Source organism: Aestuariivirga sp. (genome assembly GCF_046093005.1).
In the GTDB taxonomy this organism is placed as follows: domain Bacteria; phylum Pseudomonadota; class Alphaproteobacteria; order Rhizobiales; family Aestuariivirgaceae; genus Aestuariivirga.
On record NZ_JBJTER010000086.1, the window covers coordinates 19,470 to 37,673 of the forward strand.

At 65.2% G+C, this 18,204-nt stretch carries 17 protein-coding genes; 5 read left to right on the forward strand and 12 right to left on the reverse strand.

Translation table 11 applies throughout. The features are described from left to right. Positions 1-58: 58 nt before the first annotated feature. A complete protein-coding gene (gene recG / locus ACKOED_RS07060) occupies positions 59-2,176 on the reverse strand; it encodes an ATP-dependent DNA helicase RecG (protein WP_408915879.1) in 2,118 nt (705 codons plus the stop codon). 60 nt (positions 2,177-2,236) lie between these two features. Between recG and ACKOED_RS07065 the strand changes: the two genes are divergently transcribed. Together ACKOED_RS07065 and mfd are read left to right on the forward strand one after the other, a co-directional pair. Further along, positions 2,237-2,500, forward strand: coding sequence for a succinate dehydrogenase assembly factor 2 (locus ACKOED_RS07065; RefSeq protein WP_408915880.1), 264 nt, complete (start codon positions 2,237-2,239; stop codon positions 2,498-2,500). Further along, positions 2,497-5,970 carry a transcription-repair coupling factor gene (gene mfd / locus ACKOED_RS07070; RefSeq protein WP_408915881.1) on the forward strand — a complete coding sequence of 1,158 codons (3,474 nt, stop codon included), beginning with the start codon at positions 2,497-2,499 and terminating at the stop codon, positions 5,968-5,970. Before ACKOED_RS07065 ends, mfd begins: the two co-directional genes overlap by 4 nt. A gap of 97 nt (positions 5,971-6,067) precedes the next feature. Here mfd and ACKOED_RS07075 read toward each other — a convergent pair whose 3' ends face one another. The 9 genes from ACKOED_RS07075 to ACKOED_RS07115 all read right to left on the reverse strand — a co-directional run bounded on the left by ACKOED_RS07075 (position 6,068) and on the right by ACKOED_RS07115 (position 13,290). Further along, entirely contained in the window at positions 6,068-6,709 is a 642-nt protein-coding gene (locus tag ACKOED_RS07075) for a protein-L-isoaspartate(D-aspartate) O-methyltransferase (RefSeq protein WP_408915882.1), read from the reverse strand. Next, entirely contained in the window at positions 6,706-7,467 is a 762-nt protein-coding gene (surE, locus tag ACKOED_RS07080) for a 5'/3'-nucleotidase SurE (protein WP_408915883.1), read from the reverse strand. Before surE ends, ACKOED_RS07075 begins: the two co-directional genes overlap by 4 nt. Before the next feature lie 4 nt (positions 7,468-7,471). After that, a complete protein-coding gene (serS, locus tag ACKOED_RS07085; RefSeq protein ID WP_408915884.1) occupies positions 7,472-8,752 on the reverse strand; it encodes a serine--tRNA ligase in 1,281 nt (426 codons plus the stop codon). 65 nt (positions 8,753-8,817) lie between these two features. Then, entirely contained in the window at positions 8,818-9,636 is an 819-nt protein-coding gene (gene tatC / locus ACKOED_RS07090) for a twin-arginine translocase subunit TatC (RefSeq protein WP_408915885.1), read from the reverse strand. Next, the gene (gene tatB / locus ACKOED_RS07095; RefSeq protein WP_408915886.1) at positions 9,633-10,004 is read right to left on the reverse strand and encodes a Sec-independent protein translocase protein TatB; all 372 of its coding nucleotides are present in this window, start codon (positions 10,002-10,004) and stop codon (positions 9,633-9,635) included. Before tatB ends, tatC begins: the two co-directional genes overlap by 4 nt. A 40-nt stretch (positions 10,005-10,044) precedes the next feature. Continuing rightward, complete coding sequence (locus tag ACKOED_RS07100) at positions 10,045-10,266, reverse strand: twin-arginine translocase TatA/TatE family subunit (RefSeq protein WP_408915887.1); 222 nt, start codon at positions 10,264-10,266, stop codon at positions 10,045-10,047. Between the two features lie 102 nt (positions 10,267-10,368). Then, positions 10,369-11,499 (reverse strand): ABC transporter ATP-binding protein, encoded by a 1,131-nt coding sequence (locus tag ACKOED_RS07105; protein ID WP_408915888.1) that lies wholly within the window; start codon positions 11,497-11,499, stop codon positions 10,369-10,371. A gap of 52 nt (positions 11,500-11,551) precedes the next feature. Beyond that, positions 11,552-12,919 (reverse strand): PleD family two-component system response regulator, encoded by a 1,368-nt coding sequence (locus ACKOED_RS07110; protein ID WP_408915889.1) that lies wholly within the window; start codon positions 12,917-12,919, stop codon positions 11,552-11,554. Then, positions 12,916-13,290 carry a response regulator gene (locus ACKOED_RS07115; protein WP_408915890.1) on the reverse strand — a complete coding sequence of 125 codons (375 nt, stop codon included), beginning with the start codon at positions 13,288-13,290 and terminating at the stop codon, positions 12,916-12,918. Before ACKOED_RS07115 ends, ACKOED_RS07110 begins: the two co-directional genes overlap by 4 nt. A gap of 213 nt (positions 13,291-13,503) precedes the next feature. On the opposite strand from ACKOED_RS07115, the gene ACKOED_RS07120 reads away from it, so the two are divergent. Together ACKOED_RS07120 and ACKOED_RS07125 are read left to right on the forward strand one after the other, a co-directional pair. Continuing rightward, positions 13,504-13,806, forward strand: coding sequence for a DUF3572 family protein (locus ACKOED_RS07120; RefSeq protein WP_408915891.1), 303 nt, complete (start codon positions 13,504-13,506; stop codon positions 13,804-13,806). Further along, entirely contained in the window at positions 13,796-14,449 is a 654-nt protein-coding gene (locus tag ACKOED_RS07125; RefSeq protein WP_408915892.1) for a hypothetical protein, read from the forward strand. Before ACKOED_RS07120 ends, ACKOED_RS07125 begins: the two co-directional genes overlap by 11 nt. A gap of 54 nt (positions 14,450-14,503) precedes the next feature. Here ACKOED_RS07125 and ACKOED_RS07130 read toward each other — a convergent pair whose 3' ends face one another. Next, positions 14,504-16,927, reverse strand: a complete 2,424-nt coding sequence (locus tag ACKOED_RS07130) for an FAD-dependent oxidoreductase (protein ID WP_408915893.1) — start codon at positions 16,925-16,927, stop codon at positions 14,504-14,506. A gap of 128 nt (positions 16,928-17,055) precedes the next feature. After that, entirely contained in the window at positions 17,056-17,793 is a 738-nt protein-coding gene (locus ACKOED_RS07135) for a TrmH family RNA methyltransferase (RefSeq protein WP_408915894.1), read from the reverse strand. A gap of 35 nt (positions 17,794-17,828) precedes the next feature. Here ACKOED_RS07135 and ACKOED_RS07140 point away from each other — a divergent pair. Then, the coding region (locus ACKOED_RS07140; protein ID WP_408915895.1) for a molybdopterin-dependent oxidoreductase at positions 17,829-18,204 on the forward strand (376 nt) is incomplete at its 3' end.

Sequence of the window (18,204 nt, forward strand, 5' to 3'; positions counted from 1 at the left end):
TCGAGCCATGGCGTGAAGATATGACGGACACAGGCGCGGCGGGAGCAAGCAACAGCCGCTACCCCGCCGAAATGAGCCGCACCGCTTCATCTCGCTCGAAAACATAGAGGAGCGTGCGCAGGGCTTCGCCGCGCGGGCTCTCCAGCTTGGGGTCGCGCGCCAGCACCAGCCTGGCGTCGTCGCGGGCCGCCGCGAGCAGATCGCCGTCGGCGGCAAGGTCGGCCATGCGGAACAGCGGAAGGCCCGATTGCCGGGTGCCCAGCATTTCGCCCGCCCCCCTGAGCCGCAAATCCTCCTCGGCGATGCGGAAGCCGTCCTCGGTCTCGCGCATGATGGCGAGGCGGGCCCGCGCGGTTTCGCCGAGCGGCTCCTGATAGAGCAGCAGGCAGGATGATTTCGCCGCCCCGCGCCCCACCCGGCCGCGCAGCTGATGCAGCTGGGCAAGCCCGAAGCGCTCGGCGTTCTCGATCACCATGGCGGTGGCTTCCGGGACGTCAACACCCACCTCGATCACCGTGGTCGATACCAGGATTGACAGACGGCCCTCCTTGAAATCAGCCATCACCTTGTCTTTTTCAGGCCCCTTCATGCGGCCGTGGACGAGGCCCACCTGACCCTGGAAGCGCGCGGCCAGCGCCTCGAACCGGTCCTCGGCGGCGGCGAGGTCCACCTCCTCGCTCTCCGCCACCAATGGGCAGACCCAATAGGCGCGCTGAGCCTGGGCGATCACCCGGGCGAGGCCTTTCACCACCTCCTCCATGCGCGAGAGCGGCAGCACGCGGGTGTCAATGGGCTGGCGGCCCGCCGGCTTCTCGGTGATCTTCGAGACATCCATGTCGCCATAGACGGTGAGCGCCAGGGTGCGCGGAATGGGGGTGGCCGTCATGACCAGAAGATCGCTGGCCCCGCCGGCCTTGGCCTGCAGGGCGAGGCGCTGGTGCACGCCGAAGCGGTGCTGCTCGTCGATGACCGCGAGGCCGAGATCGCGAAATGCCACATGCTCCTGAAACAGCGCGTGGGTTCCGATGACGATCTGCGCTTCTCCTGAAGCGATGGCGGCCAGGATGTCCTCGCGCGGCTTGCCCTTTTCGCGGCCGGTGAGCAGGGTGAGGCGGATGCCCGCCGGCGCGCAGAGCTTCGAGAGTGTCGCATGATGCTGACGAGCGAGAATTTCGGTTGGCGCCATGAAAGCGCCTTGCGCGCCGCTTTCCACCGCTGTCGCCAGCGCCAGCAGCGCCACGATGGTTTTCCCCGCGCCCACATCGCCTTGCAGCAGGCGCAGCATGCGGTTTTCCGACGCCATGTCACGCAGGATGCCGGCCACCGCCTCCTGCTGGGCATTGGTGAGGCTGTAGGGCAGGGCGGCGATCAGCCTGGCGCGCAGATCGCCGGTGCCGGGAAGCCGCCGGCCGGCCGCCCGTTTCATGTTGGCGCGCACCAGGCTGAGGGCGAGCTGGTTGGCGAGCAGTTCGTCATAGGCGAGCCGCCGCCGGGCTGGCGCCTCCGGCCCGACCGCATCGGGTGTGGCCGGCTGGTGCAGGGTGGCGAGGGCGGCATGGAAGCTGGGCCAGGCCTGGCGCTGCAGATAGGCGGGGTCCTGCCATTCAGGCAGCTGCGGCAGCTTCTCCAGCGCCTGGCGGATCGCCTTGACGAGAAGCTTGGGCGACAGTCCCTCGGTCAGCGGATAGACCGGCTCAATCAGCGGCAGCGAGGCAAATTCCTGTGGCGCCACGATGTGGTCGGGGTGGGCGATCTGCGGCTCGCCGTTGAACCAGCCGATGGTGCCTGAAATGAACCGTGTCTCGCCCTCCGGCAGCTGGCGCCGGATCGAATCCGCATAGGCGTGAAAAAACACGAGCGACAGGAGGCCGGTGCCGTCCGACACCTCGACGCGGTAGGGCATGCGCTTGTTGAAAGGCGGCGGCGGCCGGTGGCGCTGCACTTTTGCCTCGACGGTCACGATCCCCTCGCGCGGCAGCCGGGCGATGTCCGGGCGGAAGCGGCGGTCGACGACGCCCGACGGCAGGTGGAACAGCAGATCGACGATCCGCGTGGTTTCGCCCGGCGCGCCATAGGCGGGGCGCAGAAAGCCTGCCATCAGCTTGTCCAGCTTGGCGCCGACTCCCTTGAGGCCAGCGGCGCCGGAGAACAGAGGGTTGAGCAGCGTGGGGCGCATGGGCCTATTTCAACGGGAACCGGTTGCGGCGCAAGAGCGGTTGAGGCAAGACACCCACGCATGAATAGCCTTCCCGACGAGACCTTCCGCCGCAAGCGCCTGTTGTGGCGCGCCACCCACCGCGGCATCAAGGAAATGGACCTGATCCTCGGCGGTTTCGTCACCCGCCATCTCGCAGGCTTCAGCCTTGACGAGATCCTGGAGCTTGAGCGCATCATGGACATCCCGGATCAGGAACTGCTGGCCTGGGCGACCCGCCAGACGGATGTTCCGGCCGTTCACGCCTCGCCGCTGCTCGCCCGCATTCTCGCCCACGCTCCATGACCGCGCTGCAATCGCTGATGCCGAGGCTCTCGCGGCCAGGGCGCACCACGCTGGCGGGGGTTCCGCAAGGCCTCGATGCCATGCTGATCCCGGAGATCGCCGGCGCGGCCGGGAAGCGGCTGGTGGTGCATGTGGCCGTCGATGACCAGCGCGCCGCCCTACTGGCCGACCAGCTTGCCTATTTCGCGCCGAAGCTGGAGGTGTTGCGGTTTCCAGCCTGGGACTGCCTTCCCTATGACCGTGTCTCGCCAGTACCGGATATCGTCGCCCGGCGGCTGGCCACGCTCGCCAGGTTGCGTGAGCCTGTCTCGCAGCCCGCCGTGCTGCTCACCACGGTTGCGGCGGTGCTGCAGCGGGTGGTTCCGCAAAGCCTGATTGCCGGCCACAGCCTGGCGGCAGCGCCGGGCAACCGGCTCAAGTCCGACGACCTGATCACGTTTCTTTCGGACAACGGCTTCTCGCGGGCCGGCACGGTGGTGGAGCCCGGCGACTTCGCTGTGCGCGGCGGCATCATCGATATCTTTCCGCCGGGGGCGGAGGCGCCGGTGCGTCTCGATTTCTTCGGCGACACGCTGGAATCGATCCGCAGCTTCGACCCGCAATCACAGCGCACCACCGCGACGCTCCAGCGCTTTTCGCTCAACCCGGCGAGCGAAGTCCTCCTGAACCCGGACGCCATTGGCCGCTTCCGTGTGGGCTATGCGGAGGCCTTTGGCGGCATCGATACCAGCGACCCGCTCTACGAAAGCGTCACCAGCGGGCGGAAGTATCAGGGCATGGAGCATTGGCTGCCCCTGTTCCATGGCAGGCTTTCAACCCTTTTCGACTATCTTGACGATCCCATCCTCACCCTCGACCACATGGCTGACGAAGCCGCCAGGGCCCGGCGGGAGCAGGTTGCGGAATTCTACAATGCCCGCCGCGAGGCCCTGGACAACAAGCAGAGTTATGGCGCGGCGCCCTACAAGCCGGTGAAGCCGGAAACGCTTTATCTGACAGACGCCGAGTGGGGGGAGATCCAGTCGAATACGACGGTGCTGGCGTTCTCGCCATTCGAGAGCCCGGACGCCATTTCCTTCGGCGGCAGGCGCGGCAGGAGCTTTGCTGCCGAGCGCGGCCAGCCCGGTGGCAATGTCTATGAGTCAGTGAGGGCGCATGCCGAGGCGATCCGCCGGGCTGGACGGCGGGTGGCCATCGCCTGCTGGACGGAAGGCTCGCGCGAGCGGCTGGAAACCATCCTCAAGGACCATGAGATGGCGCCCCTCGCCGCGGCGCGGGACTGGCCCGAATTCCTCTCTTGGGACAAGGCCATCGCCGGGCTTCTGGTGCTTGGTCTCGAGGAAGGCTTCGAGACGTCCGATTTCGCGGTCATCGCCGAGCAGGATATTCTCGGCGACCGCCTGGTGCGGCGCGGCCGCCGCAACCGCAAGGCCGCGGATTTCCTGAGCGAGCTTTCGGCCCTGAGCCCCGGCGACCTGGTGGTGCATGTCGACCATGGCATCGGCCGCTTCGAAGGCCTCAAGACCATCGAGGTTCAGGGGGCGCCGCATGATTGCCTGTTCCTGTCTTATGCCGGCGGCGACCGGCTGTTTCTGCCGGTGGAGAATATCGAGCTCCTGTCGCGTTATGGATCGGAAGAGCAGGGCGTGCAGCTTGACCGGCTGGGCGGCGGCGCCTGGCAGGCGCGCAAGGCCAGGCTCAAGGAGCGCATTCTCCGCATTGCCGAGGGGCTGATCCGCACCGCCGCGGCGCGCGAACTCAAGGCGGGCGCGGTGCTGCCGCCGCCCGAGGGGGCCTATGAGGAGTTTTGCGCCCGCTTTCCCTATGAGGAGACGGAAGACCAGCTCGCCGCCATCGACGCGGTCATCGAGGACTTGCAGAAAGGCCGGCCGATGGACCGGCTGGTGTGCGGCGACGTGGGCTTCGGCAAGACCGAGGTGGCGCTGCGCGCCGCCTTCATCGCCGCCATGAATGGCAAGCAGGTTGCGGTTGTCGTTCCCACCACCTTGCTGTCCCGCCAGCATTTCGCGACGTTCCAGAACCGCTTCCGCGGCCTTCCCGTCAACATCGCGCAGGCCTCGCGCATGGTGCCGAAGAAGGAGCTGGAGCGGGTGAAGGCGGGAATTGCATCCGGCGATATCGACATCGTGGTGGGAACCCACGCCCTGCTTTCGGAAGGCATCGCCTTCCGCGACCTTGGCTTGCTGATCGTCGATGAAGAGCAGCATTTTGGCGTCAAGCACAAGGAGCGGCTGAAGGAACTGCGCACCGACGTGCATGTGCTGACGCTGACCGCAACCCCGATCCCGCGCACCTTGCAACTGGCGCTTTCCGGCGTGCGGGAAATGTCCCTCATCACCACGCCGCCGCTCGACCGGCTGGCGGTGAGGACTTACATCACGCCTTTCGACCCGGTGATCATCCGCGAGAGCCTGCTGCGCGAGCATTACCGCGGCGGCCAGAGCTTCTATGTGACGCCGCGCATCGCCGACCTCGAGGAGATTGCCGCCTTCCTGCGTGAGACCGTGCCTGAGGTGCGGTTCCGCATGGCCCATGGCCGCCTGCCGCCAACCGAACTCGAAGACATCATGACTGGCTTCTACGACCGCAGCTTCGAGGTTCTGCTGTCGACCAGCATCGTGGAGTCGGGGCTCGACATCGCCACCGCGAACACCCTGATCGTCAACCGCGCCGATATGTTCGGGCTTGCCCAGCTCTACCAGATCCGTGGCCGCGTCGGCCGCTCGAAGCAGCGCGCCTATGCGATCCTGACCACGCCCGCCAATGCACAGCTTAATCCGGTCGCGGAGAAGCGGCTCAAGGTGTTGCAGTCGCTCGATTCGCTTGGCGCCGGTTTCTCCCTGGCGAGCCACGACCTTGACCTCCGTGGCGCCGGCAACCTGCTGGGCGAGGAGCAGACCGGGCACGTCAAGGAAGTTGGCTACGAACTCTACCAGCAGATGATCGAGGAGGCCGTCGCCAAACTGCGGACTGGCGAGGATGATAGCTTGAGCGATGGTCAATGGTCGCCGCAGATCAATATCGGTACATCGGTGCTGGTGCCTGAGGCCTATGTCAGCGATTTGCAGGTGCGGCTTGGCCTCTACCGCCGTCTGGCCGATCTTGCCGACCAGGCGGCGGTCGAGGCGTTCGGCGCTGAGCTGCGCGACCGCTTTGGGCCACTGCCCGAAGAGGTGAACCATCTCCTGGCGGTGATGGCCATCAAGCTTCTGTGCCGCGAGGCCAATGTGCAGAGCGTCGATGCCGGCCCCAAGGGCGTGGTGATCGCCTTCCGCGGCGAACGCTTTGCAAACCCGGCGGCGCTGGTGGGCTGGATCGCCGGGCAGGGGGCCTCCGCCAAGCTCCGCCCGGACATGAAACTCGTTATCATGCGTGATTGGGAGCGGCCGCAGGACCGGCTCAAAGGCACCCGCCAGCTGATGCAAACGCTGGTCAAGCTGGCGGCGTGACGCCGCTCTGCCGCGGTTCATATGGATGCAAGGATCACGCGCCTGAACCGCCTGGTGGAATTCTCATACCGGCGATGACCGCGGCGGCGGCCCCGATCTACCCGCCGCCCGGCAGCCCCTCGACCAGCGGCACGAACCGCACCGGCATCAGATGTTCGCTGGTGAAACCCTGTTCGCCGCGGGTTATGCGCCAGAGATTCTGCTTGCCGGGCCGCTCCTCGACCGGCGCCACCATGATGCCGCCTGGGCCAAGCTGTTGCAGAAGCGCTTCCGGGATTTGCCTGGCCGCCGCTGTCACCATGATCCGGTCAAACGGGGCGCCTTCCGGCATGCCTTCGGTGCCGTCGCCGACTTGCCGGGTGATGTTGAAAAGCCCGAGCCTGATGAACCGCTCTTCCGCCGCCTCGGCCAGGCTGCGGAAGCGTTCAATCGTATAGACGTCCTTGCACAGCTGGCTCAGCACCGCCGTCTGGTAGCCGGAGCCGGTGCCGATCTCCAGCACGCGATGCGGCGCTTCAACCCGCAACGCCTCGGTCATCAGCGCCACCACATAGGGCTGCGAGATGGTCTGGCCGCAGGAAATCGGCAGCGCCTGGTCGGCATAGGCCTGATCGGCGAAAGGCTGTTCAACGAACGCTTCGCGCGGAACCCGCGCGATTGCCGCCAGCACCCGCTCATCCGCGATGCCCTGGGCGCGGAGCGCCTTCAGAAGCAGGGTGCGGCGGCGGTCTTCGCTCATGGCTGGTCGAGCACCGCCCTGACCGCGTCCATGGCTTCGAGCTGCGTCAGGTTCATATGCAGCGGCGTCACCGAGATGCGCCGGTTGAAAACCGCCCACAAATCAGTGCCCGCCGGAGGGTTGCCGCGCTCGCGCTTGAAGCCGAGCCAGTAATAATTGTTGCCGCGCATATCGGTGCGCTCGTCGATGTGGAGCAGGTTCACGTCCCGTTTGCCCTGGCGCGTCACCTCGATGCCCTGCACCTCATCCGGGCGGCAGTCGGGAAAATTGACGTTCATGAGAATGCCAGGGCCGAAATTCATGGCGATCAGCCGCGCCACCAGCTGGCTCCCATGTTTCTCAGCCACTTCGAACGACATGCCGTTGCCGTGAATACCGGTGACCTGGCTGAGCGCAATGGACTTGAAACCGAGCTGGGTTCCTTCCATGGCCGCCGCGATGGTGCCGGAATAGGTCACGTCATCGGCGATGTTCTGGCCGCGGTTGACGCCCGAGAGCACGAGGTCGGGGTCACCTGGCAGGATCTTGCGCGCCGCCATCACCACGCAGTCGGTCGGGGTGCCCGCCACTTCGAAGCGGCGTGCCTCGATCTTGCGGAAGCGGATCGGCTCGGCAAGCGACAGCGAATGGCCGGCCCCCGAATTCTCTTCCGCGGGGGCCACCACCCAGACATCCTCCGACAGGCTCCGCGCGATGCGCTCGAGGGTTTCAAGCCCCGGCGCGTGGATGCCGTCGTCGTTGGTCACTAGAATGCGCATCGGGTCAACCTTTCGTGATCTTGCTGGCGCCGCCCATATAGGGCCGGAGCGCCTCGGGAACCGTCACCGATCCATCGGCGTTCTGATGGTTCTCGAGAATGGCCACCAGGGTGCGGCCCACCGCGAGGCCGGAGCCATTGAGCGTGTGAACATGGCGCGTGCCCTTGCCGTCACGCGGTTTGAAGCGGGCGTCCATCCGGCGGGCCTGGAAATCGCCGCACACCGAACAGGACGAAATCTCGCGGAAGGCATTCTGGCCAGGAAGCCAGACCTCGAGGTCATAGGTCATGCGGCTGCCAAAGCCCATATCGCCCGCGCACAGCAGCATGACCCGGTAATGGAGCCCTAAAGCCTGCAGCACGCTTTCGGCGGCATTGGTCATCCGTTCGAGCTCGGGGCGCGATTGTTCGGGGGCGGTGATGGAAACAAGCTCCACCTTCGAGAACTGGTGCTGGCGGATCATGCCGCGGGTGTCGCGGCCCGCCGCCCCGGCTTCGGCGCGAAAGCACGGCGTATAGGCGGTGAGCCGCAGCGGCAGGTCCTTTTCCTCGAGGGTCTGGCCGGCCACCAGATTGGTAAGCGAGACTTCGGCGGTTGGGATGAGCCAGCGGCCGTCAACGGTCCGGAACAGGTCTTCGGCGAATTTCGGCAGCTGCCCGGTGCCGAACATCGCCGCATCATTCACCATATAGGGCACATAGTGCTCGGTGTAGCCGTTGGCGCCCGTCTGGCGATCAAGCATGAACTGGGCGAGCGCGCGTTCGAGCCGCGCCAGCTGGCCCCTCATGACCACGAAGCGGGCGCCGGAAATCCGCGCCGCCGCCTCGAAATCCATCTGCCCCAGCCACTCGCCGATGTCGAAATGCTGGCGCGGCGCGAAGGCGAAATCCGGGGCGGCGCCCCAGCGGCGGACTTCGACATTGCCGGTCTCGTCCTTGCCGTCCGGCGCCTCGTCGAGCGGCAGGTTGGGGATCACCGCCAGCATGGCATTGAGCCGCTCATCGATGGCGCGTTCCCGCGCCTCTCCGGCGGCGATTGTTTCCTTGAGCCCGGCCATCTCCGCCTTCAGAGCCTCGGCGCGGGTCTTGTCGCCGGATTTCATCGCCTCGCCCACCTCTTTCGAGGCGGCGTTGCGGCGCGCCTGCGCCTCCTGAAGCTTCTGCACCTGGTCGCGGCGTTCGGCGTCGGCGGCAAGAAGCTCGCCCGAAACCGGCGGCAGGCCGCGGCGCGCCAGCGCCTGGTCAAAAGCGGCGGGATTCTCACGAATAGCCTTGATGTCATGCATGTGGGTCGGGTCCCTTCTCAGGGCTTCCTATAGGACGGTCCGGGGCTCACGGGAAGACTGTGGCCTCAGGCCTTTTCGGCGGCCGATTTTTCTTCGGCGGCTTCTTTCGCGTCCTCCGCCGCTTGCTTCTTTTTGCGGCGAGCCTCGAGAAAACGCACGGCTTGCACCGAGACTTCGTAGAGGCCCATCAGCGGCACCGCCATGGCGATCTGCGAGATCGGGTCAGGCGGGGTCAGCACGGCGGCGACGATGAACACGCCGACGACGGCGAATTTCCGTCCGCTTCGCAGCTGTTCATAGCTCACGATCCCCACCTGGCCCAGCAGCGTGAGGATCACCGGCAGCTGAAAGCACAGGCCGAAGGCCAGGATCAGCATCATCACGAAATCGAGATAGGCCTCGATGTCCGGCATCAGCTCAATGCCCTGGCCATCGCCCGAAGCGCCTGCGGCCAGCGCATAGAAGAAGTGGATGGCGACCGGCAACAGGAAGAAATAGACCAGCGCCGCGCCGAGCAGGAAGAACACCGGCGTGGCGATGAGATAGGGCAGGAAGGCCTGCTTCTCATGCTTGTAGAGGCCAGGCGCCACGAAACGGTACACCTGCGTGGCGATCAGCGGAAAACCGATGAACAGGCCGCCGAAGAAGGCGATCTTCAGCTTCACCAGGAACACGCCCAGAAGCTTGATCGAAATCAGCGACACATCCTCGCCGGTTCCCCATTTGAACGGCAGGATCAGGTAGTGGAGGATGTCCGACGAAAAGACGAAACTGAGGATGAACGCCGCGATGAAGCCGAGCACGCAATAGATCAGCCGCCTGCGGAGCTCGATCAGATGCTCGATCAGCGGGGCTTCGGAGGCGTCGATGTCCTGTTGTGTCATGAGCTGGCCGGAGGAGCGCTGCTCGCGGCGGGCCCGGCCGGCGCGTCAGCCGGGGGCACGACCCCGAACAGTGTCTTGAAGTCGTCTTCCTGTGTCTTGCGCTCGGCGGGGGCGTCTGGCTTCCTGGCGGGCTCGATGATGTTGCCGGCGGTCCGGATATTGTCGAGCTCCTTCTTGACGTCCTCGAAGCCGGTCTCCTTCATGGCGGTGTCGAGGTGACCCTGGAACTCGCGCGCCATGCCGCGCATCTTGCCCACCGTCTTGCCGAAGGCGCGCAGCACACGCGGCAAGTCCTTCGGCCCGATGATGATAATCGCCACCAGGACAACGACGAACATTTCGGTATAGCCGAATCCGAAGTCGAACATCTGCTTCTCCGGCGGTACGGCGCCGGCGCGCTTTCAGCGTTTAGCTTTTGGCCTTTTCGGCTTCGGCCTTCACGGCGGGCTGCTGCTCGATGGGCTTCGGTTCCGTGGTGGCGGCGGCGCTGTCATCGTCCGCCATGCCCTTCTTGAAGCTCTTGATGCCCTTGGCCACATCGCCCATCAGATCGGATATCTTGCCGCGCCCGAACAGCAGCACGACGACCAGAATGACCAAGGCCCAGTGCCAGAATGACATCGCACCCATGAGACAAACTCCCTTTGACCGGAGAGAGCTTCCTCTCCCCACCATGTTTATCGCGGCACTAAAGCACAGAACCCCGGCGTGCCGCAACCGGAGCCGACAAACTCAGGAGATAGGCGGCGAAACCGGCTTTTCAAAGACAAAAACATGCTCCGGGTCGATTTCGAAGCGGGCGGTCTGCCCGCGCTGGGGCGCTTCGCGGGCATGGACGAGCGCGGTGAGGCGTTCATCGACGCCCTTGAACAGCACGCTGCATTTGACGTCATCGCCCTGAAACCGGGCTTCGACGACCAGGCCATCGGTTCCGGCGCCGCCGGGTTTCAGACCCTGCGGGCGGATCAGGACGAGGGCCTCCCGCCCGTGGAAACCGGCCGGCACCGGAAATCCGCCGAGTGGCGTTTCGACCCTGCCGCCAGTGACGGGCCCGGCGAGTTCGTTGGCGTCGGAGAAGAACCGCGCAACCGCCGCGTCGGCCGGCTGACGGTAGATCTGTTCCGGCGTGCCTGACTGCACCAGGCGGCCTTGCCGCATCAGGAAAATCCGGTCAGCAAGGCCCATGGCCTCGACCGGATCATGGGTCACCAGCAGGCAGGAGGCGCGGGTTTCCCTGAGCAGGGTGAGGGTCTCGGCCCGCACCGACTCTCTGAGGCGCTGGTCCAGCCCCGAAAATGGCTCGTCCATCAGCATCACCTGCGGCCGCGGCACCAGCGCCCTGGCCAGCGCCACGCGCTGCTGTTCGCCGCCTGAAAGGTGGTGCGGATAGTCGGCGGCGTGATGCGCCAGCCCGACCCGCTCCAGCGCATGGCCAGCGATGGTGCGCGCCTCGGCGCGCGGCAGGTTCTTCAAGCCGAACGCCACGTTTTCCAGGATCGACAGATGCGGGAACAGAGCAAAATCCTGGAACATCAGGCCGATATTTCGCTTCTCGGGCGGCACAAAACGGTTGGGGCCGGCCATTTCCTGGCCGTCGAACAGCACCCGGCCCCGATCCGGTTTCTCGATGCCGGCGGCAATCCGCAACAGCGTTGTTTTGCCGCAACCCGATGGACCCAGCAGACAGGCGATTTCGCCCGGTGCGAGGCTGAAACTCACGTCGCGGACCACTTCGGTTTTGCCGAACTGCTTGGACACGTTCTCGAACGCGAGCAACCCCGCGAAGGTCGCCCCGGCGGTGCCGCGCGGACCCCAGCGGCGAGACTCGCGCTCCGCCCGCCCTGTCGTGCCGGTAGTGTTCATGCTGGCTTGCGGTCTACAATGTTTGCGGCGCGAAGCAAATGCCGCGCTATTGTCACGCCGCCGCCGAGATCACCCGGTTGCGGCCTTCGCGCTTGGCGCGATACAGCGCCTGGTCGGCCCGTTTCAGAAGATCGTCAGCCGTGTCCTGGGCGGCGGCGATGGCCGAAACGCCCAGCGAGGCGGTGATGGTCAGGAAGCAGCCCGGTCCGGGATTGAAGGGCTTGGAAGCCACCGCTTTGCGGATGCGCTCGCCAACCCGCCCGGCGGTTTTGAGATCGGTGTCTGGCAGCACCACCACGAATTCCTCGCCGCCCACCCGGCAGGCAAGATCCACGCTCCGCACCGCGGCGCGGATGCGCCCGGCCACGTCCTGCAGAACCCGGTCGCCGGCATCATGGCCATAGGTGTCGTTGACCGATTTGAAGTAATCCACGTCCAGCGTCAGCACCGAGACGAGTTTGCCGCGGTTCACCGCCTGGTCGATCAGGCTGGCGAGCTGGCTTTCGAGATAGCGGCGGTTGTAGAGCCCGGTGAGCGCGTCGGTCACCGCAAGTTCCAGCGAGGCGCGGACGCTGAGGCGCAGCTGCTCGGTGTAGCGGTGGCGGCGGATCTGCGTCACCACCCGGGCATGCAGTTCCTGACGGTCCACCGGCCTGATGAGGTAATCGTTGACGCCCATGTCCAGGGTGCGCAGCAGCCGCTGGTGATCGTCCGGTCCGACAATGATCAGGATCGGCGTCTGCCTGGTCTGCTCCATCGTTTTGAGCTGCGAGCAGATGCGCATGCCGTCCGAACCCTCGATGTCGAGATTGACGATGATCAGCTCGAAGCCCCGGTCACCCTGGGCGTAGGCCTCCGCCGCTTCCTGCTGGCTGGTGGCCAGCGTCACCTCGTGCTTGCCGGCCAGGATGCCGCGGATGCGGTCAGCGCCGGTGGTGCGGTTGTCGATGAGCAGGATGCGGCCGCCGTGGCCGCCAGGCCCCGGCGCGGCGCCGTTCGCCAGCCCCAGCGGATCGCCGCCGGTGCGGCTGCGCAACTCGTCGGTCAGCATCTTGAGGCGGACCAGCCCTTTCACCCGGCAGAACAGCGCCAGGTCGTTGACGGGCTTGGTGAGAAAATCGTCGGCCCCGGCCTCGAGGCCGCGCACCCTGTCTTCCGGCTGGTCGAGAGCGGTGATCATGACCACCGGAATGTGCTGGGTGGCCGGGTTGGCCTTGATGCGGCGGCACACCTCGACGCCATCGATTCCGGGCATCATGACATCCAGCAGAACGATGTCCGGCTTGGCGCGGTTCACGGCCTCCAGCGCGTCGGCGCCGTTCATGGCGGTGAGGACCTCAAAGTATTCCGCCGCCAGCTTGGCCTCGAGGAGCCGCACATTGGCCAGGATATCGTCGACGATGAGAACGCGCGCCGTCATTCCGGTTTCTTCAGGTAGCTCTCGATGGTCTGCAGGAAGCTGACGACCGAGATCGGTTTGGAAATATAGGCCTCGCAGCCGCCTTCGCGGATTTTCTGCTCGTCGCCCTTCATGGCGAAGGCGGTCACCGCGATCACCGGTATATGCCGCAATTCGTCGTCCTCCTTCAGCCACTTGGTGACTTCGATGCCGGAAACCTCGGGCAGCTGGATATCCATGAGGATCAGATCCGGCTGATGGCGGCGGGCAAGCTCCAGCGCCGATAGGCCGTCGCGCGTCTGGATCACCCGATAGCCGCTCGCCTCCAGCAAGTCGTTGAACAGCTTCATGTTCAACTCATTGTCCTCGACGACCAGAACTTTCTTCGGCATGGCGCCCACCATCTTAAAGCTTATGACCGGTCCCGCCGATGTTGAGGCATTGGCACGCATTTGGCTCCTGGCGGCGCCGGCCGGACGGCGCGGGCCGTCCCCCCTGCCAGCGCTTCTGGCCAGCCCCGCATTTGGACCGAAGCGGGTAACCAACAGCTTAACCAAACCGCCGGGCTGTTCAACCGGCGCCGGGGTGGTTAATTTCGGTTCACCATGTCCGCCAGAATCAGTCTCAATGCCGAGCCCCGGCGCCAGGAGGCCGAGGTGCTCGCCCTAAGGGCGGCGGCCTTCCTCGCCGCCGATCCCGGCCGCCTGGTGCATTTCCTTGATCTCTCGGGGATCGATGTCCAATCCTTGCGCGCTTCGCTCGCCGATCCTTCCTTTCTCGGCGGGCTGCTCGATCACCTGCTGGCCGACGAAACCCTGCTCCTTATGTTCGCGGAAACCGAGGACATCAGGCCAGAACAAATCGTCAGGCTGCGCCGCCTGCTGCCGGGAGCCGCCGTTGATCTCTGAACAAACGCTGGGCCAGCTTGAGGGCCTCACCTTTACCCGCCGCCCGCTCGTCATCTGCGACGTCGACGAGGTGATCGTGCATTTCACCCGCGATTTCGAACATTACATCGCCGCCGAGGACCTGTGGCTTGACGCCGCCAGCTTCGCGCTCAGCGGCAACATCAAATGCCGCCGCACCAACGAGGCGGCGCCGGACCATAGGGTCGCCGATCTCGTCAACCGCTTCTTCGACGAGCGCACCCGCCACATGCAGCCCATCGACGGCGCGGTCGACTCCCTGCTGACCTTTGCCAGGACGGCGGATGTGGTGCTGCTCACCAACCTGCCCCACAGCGCCGGAGACTGCCGCCGCGCCAATCTCGCGGGCCATGGGCTGGACTTTCCGGTGGTCACCAATTCGGGGCCCAAAGGCCCCGCCATCCGCGAGATTGTGGCGCGCGCCGGCAAGCCAGATTGCGTGTTCATCGACGACAGCCCAGGCTTCATCGCGTCCGCCTATGAACATGCGCCCGACATCCACCTCGTGCACTTTCTCCATGACGAGCGTTTCGCCCGCCACATCGCGCCGCTCGATTTCGTGTCGCTTCGGGCGGCAAGCTGGGCGGAGACGCGGCCGCATGTCCTGCCGCTGATCGGCGGCTGAGCCGGCGCGCAATCTGTCCGGGCGGCGCGTTTCAATCAGCCGGGGGGCCGCCCGTTAGGCCTTCAGCCTTGCGTTCTCCGGGTCCCATGCCGGCTCGGCGATGATGCGCGCCTTGCGCCGCTCGGCGAACACCAGAACCTCGAAGGCGGTGCCGGGCGCTGTCATCTCCGGCGGCACATAGGCAAAGGCCAGCGACTTGCTTACCTTGTGCCCGAAGCCGCCGGAGGTGGTGATGCCCACCAGCCTGCCGCCCGCATAGACCGGCTCGTTGCCCATGCAGTCGGAATCGGTATTGTCCACTTCGAGATAGACCAGCTTCATGCGGGGTCCGCGCTGCTGATGGCGCAGGGTTGCCGCCTTGCCGGTGAAGTCCGGCTTGTCGAGCCGCAGGAAGCGCTCCATCGAGGCCTCGATCATGTCGATCTCGGTGGTGAGCTCCGAACCCCAGCCGCGATAGGCCTTCTCCATGCGCAATGAATTCATGGCATAGGTGCCGAACAGCGCAATGCCATGCGGCTTGCCGTTGGCCATCAGCGCATCGAACACGTTCGGCATTTCCGCCATGGGCACATGCAGTTCCCAGCCGAGTTCACCGACATAATTGACGCGCAGCAAGCGCACGCCATCGACGCCGGCAACGCGCCCAGTCTTGCCGGTAAGCCAGCGGAAAGACGCATTCGAGAGATCCGTCGCTGTGCAGGGCGCGAGCACGTCGCGGGCGCGTGGCCCGGCCAGCACGAGGACGCCGTAGTCATCCGTGACATCGGTGATCGTCACCTGCTCGCCGTTAAGTTTTCGCCAGTTCAACTGATCAAGATCATGGAGCTGAGCGGCGGCCGCGGAAAGCACGTAGAAATGCTCCGGGCCCAGCCTGGTGACGGTAATCTCAGATTCGATAAGGCCATTGGCGTTCAACAGATGGCCCAGGATGATGCCGCCGTCCTTCGCCGGGATCTTGTTGGCGCAAATGCGTTCGAGAAAGGCAAAGGCATGCTTGCCGGTCACCTCGAACTTGGCGAAGGTGGACAGGTCCATCAACCCCACCCGCTCGCGCACCGCGAGCGCTTCCGCCTTGACCGCGTTCCACCAGTTGGAGCGGCGGAAGGAGAATTTCTCGCCGCCGCCCGACTTGTCATACCAGCGCGGACGCTCCCAGCCGAAGATCTGCGCGAATTGCGCGCCTTCTGCTTCTAGTTTGTCGAATAGCGATGACTTGCGGAGGCCGCGGCCCACCTCATGCTGCTCGGCCGGTTTGTAGCAGTAATACATGTGATGATAATCGGCGACCGAGACCTCCGCCGTATAGTCCTTGGTCGCCCAGTTGCCGAAGCGGCGCGGATCGAACTCGCGCATGTTGATCTCAGCCTGGCCATGCACCATCCACTGCGCGAGGTACTTGCCCGCGCCGCCACCCTGGCAGATGCCGATCGAGGCGCCGCAATGCATCCAATAGTTCCTGGGTCCCGGCGCGGGGCCGGAGAGATAGACGCCGTCCGGGGTGTGGGTGATGGCGCCCGAGATGATCGACTTGATTCCCGTCTGGCCGAAAAGCGGCAGGCGTTCAGTTGCGCGTTCGAGCCAGGGCATGATGCGATCGAGTTCAGGAGCCTCAAGCTCACTCTCATAATCCCAGCGTGGCGGCTGGCCGTCCCAGCAGACATGCGCGGTGGCTGTCTCATATGGCCCGACCAGCACACCATTGGTTTCCTCCCGCAGATAGGCGTGGGAGTAGGGGTCGCGCACCACCGGAAGCTCCATCTCAAGGTCGATCAGCTCCTTCAGCGGCTCGGTGATGACATAGTGGTGCAGCATGTTGGCGATCGGCACATTGTGGCCGGTCCAGGCGCCCACCACGTCGCAATAGGAACCCGCTGAATTCACCACATGCTGGCAATCGATGTTGCCCTGCTCGGTGAACACCCGCCACTCGCCGCTGGGCAGAAGCTTGATGTCCATCACCCGGTTGCGGCGGTAGATCTCGGCGCCCAGCTGGCGGGCGCCGGCGGCCATGGCATTGGTGATGTCAGCGGGCGCCACATGACCGTCATGGACCGTTCGGAAGGCGGCCTTGATGCCGAATGTCTCCAGGAAGGGGTGATATTGTTTGATTTCCGCGGGGCCGATGATTTCGCATTCATAACTGGCAAGCCGCGAGATGCCGTAGACATATTTGAGCCAGTTCACCTCTTCATCGGTGGTGGCCAGCCGGAGGCCGCCGCAGCCATGCCAGGACACCGCCTGGCCAGTGAGCTTTTCGAGCCTGGGGTAAAGCTCGGTGCCATAGACATGCACCTTCGTCATGTTGAGCGAGCCGTTGAAATGCGGGCACTGGCCGGCCGCGTGCCAGGTGGAGCCGGAGGTGAGCTCACCCTTCTCGATCAGCACGATATCCGTCCAGCCCTCGAGCGCCAGATGGTAGAGGAGGCCTACCCCCATCACACCGCCACCGACAATTACCACCCGCGCATTGGACTTCATCTGTGTCTCCGTCTTCTTATTCAGCATAGGGCCGAAGCCAGCCGCCGCTCAAGCTGTGGTCAATCCCATTCACCCGTGAAAGCCGCCGTGCAAGCCGAAATTGGCCATGGGGTGGTGAGGCAGGCTCATCACAGCCTTTGCGCCTCGAACAGCATCAGGCCCGCGGCGATGGCCACATTGAGCGATTCCGCCCCGCCCTTCATCGGGATGCGCACAAGGGTGGCGCAGGCCTGGGCGGCGGCAATGGACAGGCCCGCGCCTTCGCTGCCCATGACGATCAGGGTGGGGAAAGCGTAGGCGCGGCGGTAGCTTTCCGTGGCTTTCAGGTGCGTGCCGACGGTTTCGCCCGGCCAGCCGCGCAGCAGGTCGAGGAACGGCGTTTTTTCCATCTTGACGATCGGCATGGCGAAGATCGAGCCCATGGTGGCGCGCACGCAGTCCGGCGCGTAGGGGTCGCAGCAGTTGCCTGCCAGGATGATGCCCGCCGCTCCCGCCGCGTCGGCGGTGCGGATGATGGTTCCGAGGTTGCCGGGGTCGCGCATCTCTTCCAGGGCCAGCCACAGGCCTTCGGGCCTGACGCTTTGGGCAAAGCGCTGGCGGAACACGCCGATCAGCGAAGGCGGGTTGTTCTGGGAACTGACCTGGCCCATCACCCGCTCATCCGCCCGCAGGCGCAGCGCGGCGCCCCAGGGCGGAACCTCCGCCGGGGACAGGAGATAAACCGGTTCCCAGCCCTCGGCCCTTGCCCGGGCCAGCACATCTGGCCCTTCGGCCACGAAAAGCTGGTGTTCCTGCCTGTGCTTCTTCTCGGCAAGCGAACGGATCAGCTTGATTGTCGGGTTGGAGGCGGATGTCACGCTGCGCATGACGAAGCTTTTAGCCTGCGCTATAGATAGTTTCCATGAACATCCTGCCCAACGTCAAGACCGGCTTCTCGGTCTGCCCGCATGACTGCCCCTCAACCTGCGCCCTGGAGGTGGAGGTGCTGGACGAGCGCACCATCGGCAGGGTGCGGGGCGCCAGGGACAATTCCTATACGCTCGGCGTGATCTGCGAGAAGGTGGCGCGCTATGCCGAGCGCATTCACCATCCGGACCGTTTGCTCCACCCGCTGAAGCGCAAGGGCCCCATGGGCTCCGGTGAATTCATGCCCATCTCGTGGGACGATGCGCTGGCCGAAACGGCAGAGGCCATGCTGAAGGCCGAGGCCGAACATGGCCCGACGGCCGTCTGGCCTTACTTCTATGCCGGCACTATGGGCTATGTGATGCGCGACG